This is a genomic window from Burkholderia sp. HI2500, from assembly GCF_002223055.1.
Taxonomy (GTDB): Bacteria; Pseudomonadota; Gammaproteobacteria; order Burkholderiales; family Burkholderiaceae; genus Burkholderia.
Window position 1 is genome coordinate 1,857,691 of the sequence record NZ_NKFL01000006.1, and the last position, 12,560, is coordinate 1,870,250.

The following is a 12,560-nucleotide window of genomic DNA, read 5'->3' on the forward strand; positions in this document are numbered from 1 at the left end:
GATGACGCCCGACGCCCGCAAGCACCTCCGCGCCAACCTGCTGATGCTCGCCGCCGCCGCGATCTGGGGTTCGGCTTTCGTCGCCCAGCGCCTGAGTCTCGACGTGATCGGGCCGTTCCTGTTCACGGGGCTCCGTTTCCTGCTCGGCGCGCTGGTGCTGGTGCCGCTGCTGATGCTGAACGCGGCGTCGCGCACGCAACTCGCGGCGATCCGCCGTGAGCCGACGCTGCTGCTGCCGGGCCTCGTGCTCGGCGGGCTGCTGGCGGTATCGATTTCGCTGCAGCAGATCGGCCTGCAGTACACGCGCATCGCCAACGCGGGCTTCATCAGCTCGCTGTATGTCGTGATCGTGCCGCTGATGGGCGTGTTCGCCCGTCACCGGATCGGCCCGGGCACGTGGTTCGGCGCGCTGCTCGCGGCGATCGGCCTGTATTTCCTCAGCATCAACGAGCAATTCTCGGTGCTGTACGGCGACTGGTTCCAGCTCGCCGGCGCCGTGATCATCGCCGCGCACGTGATGGCCGTCGGCCATTTCGCGAAGCGCCACAATCCGCTCGTGCTCGCGTTCATGCAGTTCGTCGTGTGCGGCGTGGCGTGCCTCGCGGTCGGCCTCGTCATCGAGCCGGTCAGCGGCACGATGCTGCGCAACGCGCTGCCGACGCTGCTGTACGGCGGCCTGCTGTCGGTCGGGGTCGGCTATACGATGCAGGTCGTCGCGCAACGCGACGCGGCGCCCGCGCACGCGGCCGTGATCTTCAGCATGGAAGGCGTGTTCGCGGCGATCGCCGGCTGGGCCGCGCTCGGCGAAACGCTGACGCTGCGCGCGCTCGTCGGCTGCGCGCTGATGCTGGCCGGCCTGCTCGCGTGCCAGCTGCTGCCGAACGGCGACGCCCGGAAAAAGGACGAAGACGCGCTGCCGGCGTGACACGCACCGTCCCTATAATGACGGTTCGCGTGACTTCCACGCCAACCGCTTCCGACAGGCCAGCTCCGTGACGTCCACTACCGTCGATCCCGCCGCCGACCTGCTGCGCGAACGCGCAGCGCATTACGCCACCCAGGCGGCGCTGTTCCTGCGCGACCAGGCGCTCTCCACCGCGTCACACGACCTGCGCAGCCCGCTGAATGCCATGCATAGCTGGGCGTACGTGCTCGAGCGCCAGCTCGCCAACGCCGATCCGAACCTGCAGCGCGCGCTCGCGGGCATCCGCACGGGCATCGACCAGCAGGTTGCGCTGATCGACGACGTACTCGACGCGCCGCGCGCCGAAACGCGCACGCTCGCCGTCAAGCCGCAGCCGTTCGCGCTGCGCGCGCTGCTCGACGACACGATCGCGCTCGCCCGTTTCGCGCTCGCCGACGCACGACAGGTCGCGCTCGACGCGACGCTGCCGGACGGTGACCTGTCGCTGACCGCCGACCGCGAACGCATCGCACAGGCGCTCTGGACGATGCTCACCGCCGCGGTCGAAGCCAGCGCAGCTGGCAGCCGCGTGACGTTTGCGTGCGCTCGAGACGGCATGCAGTTCACCGCGCGCGCCACGTGTACCGTCAACGCCGACGCGCTCGCCGATCCCGCGCAACCGCATGCATTCGAATCGTTCGCACGACGCGAGATGCTGCGCGAGCGCGACGCCAAGCGCGTCGCCTGGACGCTCGCGCTTTGCCAGCGCGTCGCGCTCGCACACGGCGGCACGTTCACGCACGACGCGTTCGTCGACGGCGCCACGGCCACCCTCACGCTCTCCGTCCCCGGTGAGGCGCCGGTGTAAGCAATCGGCCGCACGACACATTACAAATTCCTTTCTGGCTCTATACTGACGGGCCTGTCATAACCGGAGTGTTTCTTTGTTACAGATCTTCGCGCTCATCGGCGCGTTGTTCCTGGTGGCCCTGAACGGGTTCTTCGTTGCGGCCGAATTCGGCCTCGTCAAACTGCGCGCCACGCGCGTCAAGACACTGGCCCGCAAGCACGGCCTGCGCGGCCGCATCCTCGGCATCGTGCACGGCCGGCTCGACGCGTATCTTTCCGCGTGCCAGCTCGGCATCACGCTTGCGTCGCTCGGCCTCGGCTGGGTCGGCGAACCGGCCTTCGCGCAACTGCTCGGCCCGCTGCTCGACCTGATCGGCGTGGAATCCGAACGCGTCGTGCACCTGATCTCGCTGGTGTTCGCGTTCTCGCTGATCTCGTTCCTGCACATCGTCGTCGGCGAGCTGGCGCCGAAATCGATGGCGATCCGCCAGCCGGAGAAGGTCGGCCTGTGGGTCGCGCTGCCGCTCTATGCGTTCTACTGGGCGATGTATCCGGCGATCTGGGTGCTCAACAACAGCGCCAATGCGGTGCTGCGGCTCGCGGGGCTGTCCGCCGACCACGGCAGCGACGCCCACTACTCGACCGACGAGCTGAAGCTGATCCTGCGCAGCCGCCGCAGCACGGCCGGCAATCCGGCCCAGCCGGCGCGCGGCACGTACAGCAACGACGAGTGGAACACGCTCGCGCATTCGCTCGACTTTTCGTCGATGACCGTGTCGGACCTGATGCGGCCGGCCCATGAAATGATCGGCCTGCGCCGCGACCTGCCGCTGCCCGACAACATGGAGATCGTCGCGCGACACCGCTTCAGCCGCTATCCGCTGTTCGAGGATGCGTCGCGCGAACAGGTGAGCGGGCTGATCCACCTGAAGGACCTGCTGCTCGCGCGTCACGCGGGTGCGGCGCTGGAAGACCTGTCGGACTACGTCCGCCCCGTGCAGTACGTGCGGCCCGACACGCCGGCGCTCGACCTGTTCCGCCGCTTCCGCAAGGGCGCGCCGCACTTCGCGCTGGTCGGCAACAAGGGCGAGAAGCCGATCGGCTTCCTGACGCTCGACAACCTGCTCGGCGCGCTGGTCGGCCAGATCCACGACGAGTTCCGCCAGGGCGACGCCGACTGGAGCCGCCTCGACGACGGCACGCTGATGGGCAAGGGCAGCCTGCCCGTCGTGTCGCTCGAACAGGCGCTCGGCATCGACATCGACGAAGGCCGTGCGGAATCGGTCGGCGGCCTCGTGATCCAGGCGCTCAGCGACCTGCCGACCGAAGGGCAGCGCGTGTCGTTCGACCGCTTCGACGTCGTCGTGAAGAAGATGAACGGGCCGCGCATCGTGCTCGTGCGCGTCTACCCGAAGATCTCGAAAGAGGCCGACGAATGACGGCCGCGCCGCGCCGCACGCGATGAACGCCACGCTGCCGCGCTGCTGCGTGATCACGCCGGAGCCGGCGTCCGCGTCGGCGGCCGATTGCGCGGCGTTCCTCGACCGGCTGTCGGCCGTGCTCGCGCGCGGCGAGACGCTCGTGCAACTGCGCGTGAAGTCGCTCGATGCAGCCGCGTTCGCGCGACTCGCCGTCGAAGCGCTCGCGCGCTGCGACGCGGCCGGCGCGCACCTGATGCTGAACGGGCCGATCGATGCGGCCGGCGTGATGCGGCTCGACGGCGCCGGCTGGCATCTCGACGGCACCGCGTTGCGCGCCGCCACGCAGCGGCCATTGCCGGCCGGACGCTGGGTGTCCGCCGCCTGCCACACGCGCGACGACTTGCTGCTGGCCGCGCGCGCCGGCGCGGATTTCGTCACGCTGTCGCCCGTGTTGCCGACGCTCAGCCATCCCGGTGCGCCGACGCTCGGCTGGGCACAGTTCGGCGCGCTGGCCGCCGAGGCCGCCCTGCCCGTCTTCGCGCTCGGCGGCATGACACGTGCCCACCTCGACGATGCACGCCGCCACGGCGCCTACGGCATCGCGGGCATTCGCGGGTTCTGGTAGTTCGGAGCTTGCTGCGGTGCAGCCGGGCGCAGATGCGCCCGGCCTCTCAAACGCTTACCCGATGACGTCGTCATGCGTTCAGGTTCGGACGCATGCCGCGCCAGGCACCGTCATCGATGCGACGCGCATCGTGCGTGAGCGCATACCGGTTGACGTCACCCGTCAGCCACGCGACGAGCGCATATGGCGGCAACACCCCTTCATCGACCCGGTCGCGCGCCCGTGCCGGCGTCTCGAACACGACCCGCCCTCTGGGCGCATCGAACGGCACCGCGTCGGGCGACAGGTTCAACGCGATCGTCAGCGTCTCGTCGTCGGCGAGCCGCCAGGATGCGAGCAGCGCGTCGGCATCGCCGTCGCCGTCCGACTTCAGCGCACGCGCCTCCTGCGGCCGGCAATCGGACAATCGCGGCGCGATCAGCTTCGCGCGCACCGCGAGCGCCGACTGCACGAAATGCGCGCGATCGGCATCGCGCGCGGTTTCGTCGAAGATCAACGGGATCTGCGGCGTGAGCAGCGACAGCGCCAGTGCGGCCAGACCGGCCGCCTGCCCGTGGTCGCCCTGCCCGCTGTCGCGCCACGCGCCATCGGACAGCACCAGCGACGTCAACGACAGCCCGCTGTCGGCAGCCATGTGTTCCCCCGACCCGGCCGGCTGGAATGCGGCCCCGGCCGCGGTCAGCGCGCGGGCGAGCGTGTGGATCGACTGGTGCATGGAAATGCCTTCGTGGGCCGACGTATCGCGCCCCGTCAGCCGATGCAGCGCGCGTTCGCCGCAGCCGTTCCACTGCGCATCGAAATGGGTATCGGCAAGATGCGCCGGATGCCGCTCGCTGCCGAGGACGAGATGGATCAGCCGGTCGGCCGGCACGGCCGCGCGCACACGATCCGCGATCTCGCGCAGCCACGACACGCCGATCCGGTCGGCCTCGCGCAGGCGCAGCCCGTCGCAACGGTACTCGTCGATCCAGTACAGCGCGTTGTCGCAGAAGAAATCGCAGACTTCCGGATGATCGAGCGCGAGCGGCGGCGCCTGGAGCGGATCGTCACGCGTATGGAAGAACGGCGCCGCGTAGTGGCGCAGCGCCTCGGTGCCGCTGCCGAAGCGCGCGTAATCGAGTTCCAGCAACACCGCGAGACCGTAGCCGTGCGCGTCGTCGATCAGCGCCTTAAGCGCGTCGGGGCCGCCTTCGGCCGCGAGCGGCGCGAACGGCAGGCTGTCGTGCGGCGACGCGAGCAGTTCCAGCGCGGTCACGCCGAGCCGCGCGAGTTGCGGCAGGCGCCGGCGCACGCCGTCGAAGCCGCCCACCGCGTGCGGGCGAATCGCATAGAGCGCGATGTCTTCCCATGCGCGCCCGTGCCAGAACGTGTTGCGCCACGTGAACGCGCGCGGATCGATGACCTCGCTCGGGCCGTTGAGCCCTTCGGGTTGCGAGCGCGACGCGGGATCGGGAATCGATACCGCATCGTCGAGGCGATAGCGATAAAGCGCACCCGCACCGCAATCGGCAAAGACTTCGAACCAGTTCGTGCCGGCCGCCGTCATCGGGACGAGCAACGGGCCGAAGCCGGTATCGAGTTCGAGCTGGACCTGCGTGCTGCCCGGCGCCCACACGCGAAAATGCGTGCGCGGCGTCGCGCAGAGCGCGCCACAGGGCTGGGCGCCGAACGGCAAGCAGTGAATGTAGTGCTGCGCATACGGATCGTGCGGACAATCGGACATCATGCGCTCCTCGTGCGTACCGAGCGGCATGGCCGCGCCAGCGGGGCGCGGCGCATAGGGGCCCGGCATGCGACGGCCAGGCGGGGGGAGAGAACCGAGTATGCGCCGGATTCGCTACCGCGATGCATCGCATCCGGACATTTTTAAATACGAATCGACCCCGGGGAAAACCCGCAATCCCGCCGGTCCCGACGAGTCGGGTAGCAGCCATACCGGAATGGCTGCTCGCCTTGTTGCACCGGCCGCGCACGCTTACGCTCTGCGCCATGCTCGCGGACACGACGTCCGCGCCCGACCCGAGGAACCCGCCATGTCGCTTCCCGCCAGCGCCGCCAAATTCGATCCGGCACGCGCGCACGAATACGCCGAGCAATCCCGCATCGCACTCGCCGGCTACGATGCCTGCCACGAACTCACCGCGTGCATGCTCGCGTCGGCGATCGCGGCGCCCGACGCGCGGATCCTCGTCACGGGCGCGGGCGGCACCGGGCAGGAAATCTGCGTGGCGGCCGCGCTCGAGCCGGGCTGGCAGTTCACGGCCGTCGACCCGTCCGCGCCGATGCTCGCGCTCGCGCGCTCGAACGTCGAGGCCGCGGGTTTCGGCGCACGCACGGCGTTCGTCGAGGACGGTGTCGATGCGTTGCCCGACACGCCCGCGTTCGACGGCGCGACGCTGATCGGCGTGCTGCACCACGTCCCCGGCGACGCAGCGAAGGCGGCGCTGCTGCATGCGATCGCGCGGCGCCTGAAACCCGGCGCGCCGCTCGTGCTCGCCGGCAACCATCGCCGCTACGCGGACCACCCGCGCCTGCTCGACGCATGGCAGCAGCGCTGGCGCATGAAAGGTGCGACGCCCGACGCCGTGCGCGCGCAACTCGCGAAGATCCTGCAGGGCGCCGATCCGCCCGCGTCCGAGGAAGCGGTGTTCGGCCTGCTGCGCGATGCGGGCTTCGATGCGCCGCTGCGCTTTTTCGCGAGCCTGTTCTGGGGTGCGTGGATCGCGGTGCGGCGCGCGTGATGGCGCGGGGTGGCCGGCCAGGCGCGGCCGGCCAGACGCCGTTCGTCACGGCGCGCAACGCGTTTCGCGTATGCGCCCTCCGCGCTGGGTATGATGTCGTTCCCGCCCCCACTCCCGGCGTCGACATGCTCACCGTCCATCACCTGAACAACTCGCGCTCGCAGCGCGTGCTCTGGCTGCTCGAAGAACTGGATGTGCCGTACGAGATCGTGCGCTACGCGCGCGATCCGAAGACGATGCTGGCGCCGCCCGAGTTGCGCGCGATCCATCCGCTCGGCAAGTCGCCGGTCATCACCGACGACGGCCGCACGTACGCCGAATCGGGCGCGATCATCGAATACCTGGTCGAACGCTACGGCAACGGGCGCCTCGCGCCGCCGCCCGGCACGCCGGCGCGGCACGACTACACGTACTGGCTGCACTACGCGGAAGGGTCGGCGATGCCGCCGCTGCTGCTCAAGCTCGTCGCGCTGCGGATCGCGCACGCGCCGATGCCGTTCTTCGCCCGGTCGATCGCGCGCAAGATCGCCGACACGCTGCAGTCGAGCTTCGTCGATCCGCAGATCGCCCTGCATCTCGGGCATGTCGACGACACGTTGGGCCGCACCGGCTGGTTCGTCGGCGACGGTTTCAGCGCAGCCGACATCCAGATGAGCTTTCCGCTCGAAGCCGCGACCGCGCGCGGAGGCGGCAGCCGGTATCCCGCGATCGCGCGCTTCCTCGACGCGATCCACGCACGGCCCGCGTACCAGCGGGCGCTGGAACGCGGCGGCCCGTACGACCTGCTCAAGTAACGCTGCGAATGGCCGTGGCCTGCGTCAGCTCAGCAGGCCCGCCGCGACGTTGATCGACAGCCCGAGCACGGCCATGTTGAAGTAGAACGACAGGATCGACTGCGCGAGCACCGAGCGTCGCGCGGAACGGTTCGCCAGCGACACGTCGGCCGTCTGCGACGCGACCGCGAGCGTGAACGCGAAATACAGGAAATCCCAGTAATCGGGTTCGGGGTTCTTGTCCGGAAAGCGCAGCGCGCGATCGTTGCTCGGCGAGCCGTAATAGAGCCGCGCATAGTGCAGCGTGAAGATCGTCGGGATCAGGAACCACGCGCCGAACAGCGTCGCGCCCGTGATCGCGTAATGGCTGAGCCCCGCGCTGAAGCCGACGCTCTTGGCGGTCGCGAGTTCGATCGCGATCGCGGCGACGCTCGCGACGGTTGCAAGGCACACGACGGTCAGCACGGTCGTCGCGTTTTCATCCTCGCGGATCGCGATTTCGCGCACCTGGTGATGGTGCGCGGTAATCATGCGCACCCACATCAGCAAGAGATACAGCCAGATCGCGCAATCCCAGCCGATCAGCGCACGCACGGTCGGACGCAGCGAAAACGGCAGCAGCACCGCGCACAGCAAGCCGGCGACGAACGCCGCGACCATGCGCGGCCGGTTGCGTAATACCTGCGGATAAATCGTCATCATGTGATTCCGAAAGCAAATGGAAAGGGTTCGGCCGGCGCGCGGGACATACCGCCGCGCCGTACCGGCGGGTATTGCCCCGATTATCGTCATTCCATCGTGACGTGGCGATGGGGGCGCGAGCGCCTAAGATATTGGGATGACTGCCACCGCCCCCCTCTGCCACCATCCGGCGAACACGGTCGGCCGCGACTTCGTCGTCGGCGACCTGCACGGCTGCGTGGATGTGCTGCGCGCGCTGCTGCACGACATCCGCTTCGATCCGGCCCGCGACCGCCTGTTCTCGGTCGGCGACCTCGTCGACCGCGGCCCGGCCTCCGAAACCACGCTCGACCTGCTCGACCGCCCGTGGTGCCACGTCGTGCGCGGCAATCACGAGGAAGTGCTGAGCCTCGTGGCGCGCGGCAAGCTGTCGCCCGACGCGTGGCGCGGGATCGGCGGCGACTGGGGTGCCGACCTGCCGCCGGAACGGCTGCACGCGCATGCGGCACGCGTCGACGCGCTGCCGCTGGTGCGGGTGATCGGCGACGGCCCCGGGCGCTTCAACGTGCTGCATGCGGAATTCTTCGGCTCGGACGCCGATCTCGACACCGGCAGCTATGCGCACGACGTGCGCGAGCGGCTGATGTGGGGCCGCGATCTCGTCCAGGGGCTCGCCGATCCGGCGCGGCAGGCCGGGCTGTCGCTGACCTGCACCGGGCACACGCCGGTGCGCGCGCCACAGCGGATCGGCGCGCAGTGGTTCATCGACACGGGCGCGTTCGCACCGGCCGGGCGGCTCACGCTCGCCGAGCCGCACACCGGGCGCACCTGGTCGATGACGCAGGCCGAGGCACGCGAACGCCACGCGGGCGACTGGCCGCTGCCTTGAGGCGCCGACAGGGGCTGATAGATGCTGACGCGCGCAAGCGGGCCCTAGCCGACCTGGTTCAGTTCGAACACCGCATCGACGGCCGAGCCGTTCCAGTTGTATTCGAGGTAGGCCGCGTGATGGCAGTCGCGCAGCAGCGCGGTGCGGAACGCCGCCAGGCACTCGCCGCGCGGGTCGCGCACCGACGGATAGACGATCCCCGCACCGCCCGCATTGCGCACCGCGCGACCAAGCGCCTGCCCGGCGCTGTAATCGAGCGGATGCAGCAGCGCCGGATCGCGTTTCGGCCACGTGCGGATGTCGGCCACGTCGCCCTGCGCGATCACCGTATAGAGCCGCATTTGCTGGCGCATCGGCGGCTCCTTGGTCGCTTCCAGGAACAACGCGCTGTGATACCGCGTTTCGGCGATCGCCGTATCGCGCGAACGCGCGCAGTAGAACACGCCGTAGCTGCCGTCGGAAAAGCGGCTGCCCTGCGGATTCAGGTGCGTGAACGCGGCCATGATCGGCCCCCAGCCCTGCCCATAGCGGCGCTCGGCGGGCGGCACGAGGTCCAGTGTGCCGACTTCGTTGCGGATGCGGTCGTTGGTCAGCGATTCGAGTGCGTAAAGCGCGTCGAAATCGTCCGCCGAGGCTACGCGGTCGAACAGGTTGATCGCCGGGAAACGGGTGGGGATCACGCGATAGGCTGGCGCCCAGTCGACCGCGGTCGTGGGCCATTGTTGTGCTTGGATCGGCATGGTCACGCCCAGCCACCTCGCATCGCGTCGAGATATTGCCGGACGGCGACCAGATCGCCGACGTTGCCGGCGAGCATCCGGTCGAGTGCGCGCTTGCCGCCGAACGGCGCCGCGTCGTTCGGCCGCTTGACCCACGCATCGGCCGCGGCCGGCTGCGGCAGCAGGATCTGCAGCGCCTTGTAGATGCCGAGCAACAGCGATAGCCGTTCGAGCGTATCGCGCGGCAGCCGCGCCGATTCCGGCGTGGCCTTCCACTTGAAGAACGTCGAACGGCCGGGCGACCCGAGCAGCACGATCTGCTCGTCGATCGTCAGTTCCCAGTCGCGTGCGATGTTGAAAAACGCGCGCAGGCCAGCCGCCGACATCTGCGCGACCGAGGCCTGCGGCGAGGCGGAGTGCGATTCATAAGCGGGCCGTGACATGATCGTTAGTCTCGAAACGAATTTACTAACAAGATTAGTCCATTTTCGTATTTTTGCAAGGGTCGAGACCCGCCGATCGATCCGCCCATCCGACAAAACGATATTTTTTGTCCATTCTGGACTCTGATTTTATTTTCTGCGTTAATGGCCGTGCGGACACCGCGCGCAGACGCGGTTCGTATCCGTGAAACCGTGTCGCACAGAAACCGGAAGCACCCCGCCAAGGAACGCACCATGAAGAGACTGATTGCCGCTGTTTCGATCGCCCTGCTCGCGGTATCCGCAGGCCCCGCCGTCGCGAAGGACTGGACCACGATCCGCTTCGGCACCGATGCCAGCTACGCGCCGTTCGAGTCGAAGGCGCCGGACGGCAAGCTCGTCGGCTTCGACATCGACCTCGGCAACGAGATCTGCGCGCGCCTGAAGGCGAAGTGCGTGTGGCTCGAGAACGATTTCGACGGGATGATTCCGGCGCTGAAGGCGAAGAAGTTCGATGCGGTGCTGTCGTCGATGTCGATTACGCCGCAGCGTGCGCAGCAGATCGGCTTCACGACGAAGATCTACAACCAGCCGACGCGGCTCGTCGTGAAGAAGGGCTCGCCGCTGCTGCCGACGGCCGAATCGCTGAAGGGCAAATCGATCGGCGTCGAACAGGGCACGACGCAGGAAACGTATGCGAAGGCGTACTGGGGCAAGCAAGGCGCGAACGTCGTGTCGTACCAGAACCAGGACGGCGTGTACGCGGACCTGACCTCGGGCCGCCTCGACGCGGCACTGCAGGATGAAGTGCAGGCGGCCATCGGGTTCCTGAAATCGCCGCGCGGCGCGAACTACTCGTTCGTCGGCCCCGAGCTCGTCGACGAGAAGGTGCTCGGCATCGGCGCCGGCATCGGGCTGCGCAAGGAGGACACCGACCTGAAGGCGAAGATCGACGGCGCCATCCTCGAGATGGTCAAGGACGGCACCTACAAGCGGCTCGCGTCCAAGTACTTCGACTTCGACATCTACGGCGGCTGAAACGGCGTCGCGCGCGTACGGGCGCCACACCCGTCGCGCGCGTCCGACCGCCCCTCCCCTCACCACCGGACGGCACCGGCGTAACGCCGTTTGCCGTCGCATCGAATGCTTCATCCGTCGCACACATCGCACGACGCTTCGCATTTCATTCGGATTGCAGATTGATCGTCCGCGGGGACGATGCCTCGCGCGAACGGATATCGTGCGGCTTCAGTCAGTAGGCGAAGACCGGGCGTCGAGGTACCGGCGCCCGTGTGCACATGCCCTTGCGAATCGGGTTCGCGTGCAGGAAAGTGCCGACCCGGCGCGGATGACCGGCAATCAACCGGATCCGCCTCGCACCGGGCGCGGAGAGATGGCCTGTCGATGCATGCCGGCCGGCTGCAAGAACGACGTTCGACCGGCGATGCTCCGAATCACTGCGATCGCGGCCTGCCGGCCGCGGCGTGTGGCGATCGATCATTTTTCTTCCCCGTATCAATCTGATGGTTGTTCCGGCAACCGGACTCGACCGGTGCCCCGACGATCAGGCGACGACACTCCGTGCTCGCCGGAACGCAGCTGTCGTGCCGCGCGCCGTCGCCGCATCCCCGCGGACTGTGTCCTGGCCGGTACTGACAGGGTTCGCTGCCGAACCGGACGGACCGTGCATCGTCGACTTTCGCACGCCCACTGTCGCAAGGAGCGGGCCAGCGTCGCGCGAGCCCGTCCGGACAAGGGGTTGACCGGGCAGCGTGGTGGCCGGAACGGGTGCGAAAGGCGGGAAGTTACGAAACTGAAACACGCGGCGCGCGGACTGCAGCTGGCTGCGTCGCAGCCCTGCCTTGCCGGATAAGGCTGAACAATGCAGCGCGACATTTTTACCGACGGGTGCCGGCCGTTCACCCCGATTTCCCGCGCCAATTTGCGTGACCGTCGAGGCGAAAATGTTTCATGCGCTTTACATGGCGCAGGCGGCACGGGAGCCGCAGGTTGTCCGCGCATCCATCGGCCGGCGGCATCGCTATACTGCGAAACCGGCGCGCGTCATGTTTGCGCCGGCGCCCTCACGACACCGCCCACACGCCGCCCCATCACCCGAACGACCGCACCCGATGATCCGCACCCTCTATACCGCCGAACGCGCCAGGCTGATTCGCTTCGGGGTGTCGGGCGTCGGTTCGACCGCGCTGCATGCGCTGATCGCGGCCGCGATGTTCGCGCTGTTCGACGCGACGCCGGTAAGCGCGAACGCGATCGCGTTCGCGTGCTCGACCGCGTTCTCGTATCTCGCCAACACGCTGTGGAGTTTTTCGTCGCCGGTGACGTGGGGCAACTTCGTGCGCTTTCTCGCCGTCGCGCTGGCCGGCCTCGGCATGACGATGCTGCTGGCGCACGCCACCGAAACGCTCGGCCTCGCCCGCGCGTGGAGCATCGTCGCGGTCGTGCTGTGCGTGCCGCCGGTCACGTTCGTGCTGCACCGGCTCTGGACCTATCGCTGAAGCGGCTCACGCGTCAC

13 protein-coding genes are annotated in these 12,560 nt (G+C 68.5%); 9 read left to right on the forward strand and 4 right to left on the reverse strand.

Annotated features, from left to right (window positions below):
• The first annotated feature begins 1 nt into the window (after position 1).
• The 4 genes from CFB45_RS26050 to CFB45_RS26065 all read left to right on the forward strand — a co-directional run bounded on the left by CFB45_RS26050 (position 2) and on the right by CFB45_RS26065 (position 3,799).
• Positions 2–925, forward strand: a complete 924-nt coding sequence (locus tag CFB45_RS26050) for a DMT family transporter (protein WP_089428021.1) — start codon at positions 2–4, stop codon at positions 923–925.
• 67 nt (positions 926–992) lie between these two features.
• Entirely contained in the window at positions 993–1,772 is a 780-nt protein-coding gene (locus CFB45_RS26055; protein WP_089428022.1) for a sensor histidine kinase, read from the forward strand.
• 76 nt (positions 1,773–1,848) lie between these two features.
• A complete protein-coding gene (locus CFB45_RS26060) occupies positions 1,849–3,192 on the forward strand; it encodes a hemolysin family protein (RefSeq protein ID WP_089428023.1) in 1,344 nt (447 codons plus the stop codon).
• Positions 3,193–3,214: 22 nt separating this feature from the next.
• Positions 3,215–3,799 (forward strand): thiamine phosphate synthase, encoded by a 585-nt coding sequence (locus CFB45_RS26065; RefSeq protein ID WP_089428024.1) that lies wholly within the window; start codon positions 3,215–3,217, stop codon positions 3,797–3,799.
• A 70-nt stretch (positions 3,800–3,869) separates the two neighbouring features.
• On the opposite strand, the gene CFB45_RS26070 is transcribed toward CFB45_RS26065, so the two are convergent.
• Positions 3,870–5,522 carry a DUF3459 domain-containing protein gene (locus CFB45_RS26070; RefSeq protein WP_089429149.1) on the reverse strand — a complete coding sequence of 551 codons (1,653 nt, stop codon included), beginning with the start codon at positions 5,520–5,522 and terminating at the stop codon, positions 3,870–3,872.
• 310 nt (positions 5,523–5,832) lie between these two features.
• On the opposite strand from CFB45_RS26070, the gene CFB45_RS26075 reads away from it, so the two are divergent.
• Together CFB45_RS26075 and CFB45_RS26080 are read left to right on the forward strand one after the other, a co-directional pair.
• Complete coding sequence (locus tag CFB45_RS26075) at positions 5,833–6,540, forward strand: class I SAM-dependent methyltransferase (RefSeq protein ID WP_089428025.1); 708 nt, start codon at positions 5,833–5,835, stop codon at positions 6,538–6,540.
• Positions 6,541–6,665: 125 nt separating this feature from the next.
• Positions 6,666–7,334: a glutathione S-transferase gene (locus tag CFB45_RS26080; RefSeq protein ID WP_089428026.1), complete on the forward strand. Its 669-nt coding sequence runs from the start codon at positions 6,666–6,668 to the stop codon at positions 7,332–7,334.
• Positions 7,335–7,358: 24 nt separating this feature from the next.
• Here the strand turns inward: CFB45_RS26080 and CFB45_RS26085 are convergent, their stop codons facing one another.
• Positions 7,359–8,012, reverse strand: a complete 654-nt coding sequence (locus tag CFB45_RS26085; protein WP_089429150.1) for a DUF1345 domain-containing protein — start codon at positions 8,010–8,012, stop codon at positions 7,359–7,361.
• Positions 8,013–8,151: 139 nt separating this feature from the next.
• Here CFB45_RS26085 and CFB45_RS26090 point away from each other — a divergent pair, with 139 nt between their 5' ends.
• On the forward strand, positions 8,152–8,883 hold the full coding sequence (locus CFB45_RS26090; RefSeq protein WP_089428027.1) for a metallophosphoesterase: 732 nt from the start codon (positions 8,152–8,154) through the stop codon (positions 8,881–8,883).
• Between the two features lie 44 nt (positions 8,884–8,927).
• On the opposite strand, the gene CFB45_RS26095 is transcribed toward CFB45_RS26090, so the two are convergent.
• Both CFB45_RS26095 and CFB45_RS26100 read right to left on the reverse strand, forming a co-directional pair.
• Positions 8,928–9,623: an RES family NAD+ phosphorylase gene (locus CFB45_RS26095; protein ID WP_089428028.1), complete on the reverse strand. Its 696-nt coding sequence runs from the start codon at positions 9,621–9,623 to the stop codon at positions 8,928–8,930.
• A 2-nt stretch (positions 9,624–9,625) separates the two neighbouring features.
• A complete protein-coding gene (locus CFB45_RS26100; protein ID WP_089428029.1) occupies positions 9,626–10,045 on the reverse strand; it encodes an MbcA/ParS/Xre antitoxin family protein in 420 nt (139 codons plus the stop codon).
• Positions 10,046–10,279: 234 nt separating this feature from the next.
• Between CFB45_RS26100 and CFB45_RS26105 the strand changes: the two genes are divergently transcribed.
• The gene (locus CFB45_RS26105; protein WP_089428030.1) at positions 10,280–11,062 is read left to right on the forward strand and encodes an ABC transporter substrate-binding protein; all 783 of its coding nucleotides are present in this window, start codon (positions 10,280–10,282) and stop codon (positions 11,060–11,062) included.
• Positions 11,063–12,156: 1,094 nt separating this feature from the next.
• Entirely contained in the window at positions 12,157–12,543 is a 387-nt protein-coding gene (locus tag CFB45_RS26115) for a GtrA family protein (RefSeq protein ID WP_089428031.1), read from the forward strand.
• The last annotated feature ends 17 nt before the right edge of the window (positions 12,544–12,560 follow it).

Bases quoted from the DNA above. Each gene is read 5' to 3' on its own strand.
- CFB45_RS26050 (WP_089428021.1), top strand. From the start codon at position 2: ATGACGCCCGACGCCCGCAAGCACCTCCGCGCCAACCTGCTGATGCTC.
- CFB45_RS26065 (WP_089428024.1), top strand. From the start codon at position 3,215: ATGAACGCCACGCTGCCGCGCTGCTGCGTGATCACGCCGGAGCCGGCG.
- CFB45_RS26070 (WP_089429149.1), bottom strand. From the start codon at position 5,522: ATGTCCGATTGTCCGCACGATCCGTATGCGCAGCACTACATTCACTGC.
- CFB45_RS26075 (WP_089428025.1), top strand. From the start codon at position 5,833: ATGTCGCTTCCCGCCAGCGCCGCCAAATTCGATCCGGCACGCGCGCAC.
- CFB45_RS26080 (WP_089428026.1), top strand. From the start codon at position 6,666: ATGCTCACCGTCCATCACCTGAACAACTCGCGCTCGCAGCGCGTGCTC.
- CFB45_RS26085 (WP_089429150.1), bottom strand. From the start codon at position 8,012: ATGACGATTTATCCGCAGGTATTACGCAACCGGCCGCGCATGGTCGCG.
- CFB45_RS26090 (WP_089428027.1), top strand. From the start codon at position 8,152: ATGACTGCCACCGCCCCCCTCTGCCACCATCCGGCGAACACGGTCGGC.
- CFB45_RS26095 (WP_089428028.1), bottom strand. From the start codon at position 9,623: ATGCCGATCCAAGCACAACAATGGCCCACGACCGCGGTCGACTGGGCG.
- CFB45_RS26100 (WP_089428029.1), bottom strand. From the start codon at position 10,045: ATGTCACGGCCCGCTTATGAATCGCACTCCGCCTCGCCGCAGGCCTCG.
- CFB45_RS26105 (WP_089428030.1), top strand. From the start codon at position 10,280: ATGAAGAGACTGATTGCCGCTGTTTCGATCGCCCTGCTCGCGGTATCC.
- CFB45_RS26115 (WP_089428031.1), top strand. From the start codon at position 12,157: ATGATCCGCACCCTCTATACCGCCGAACGCGCCAGGCTGATTCGCTTC.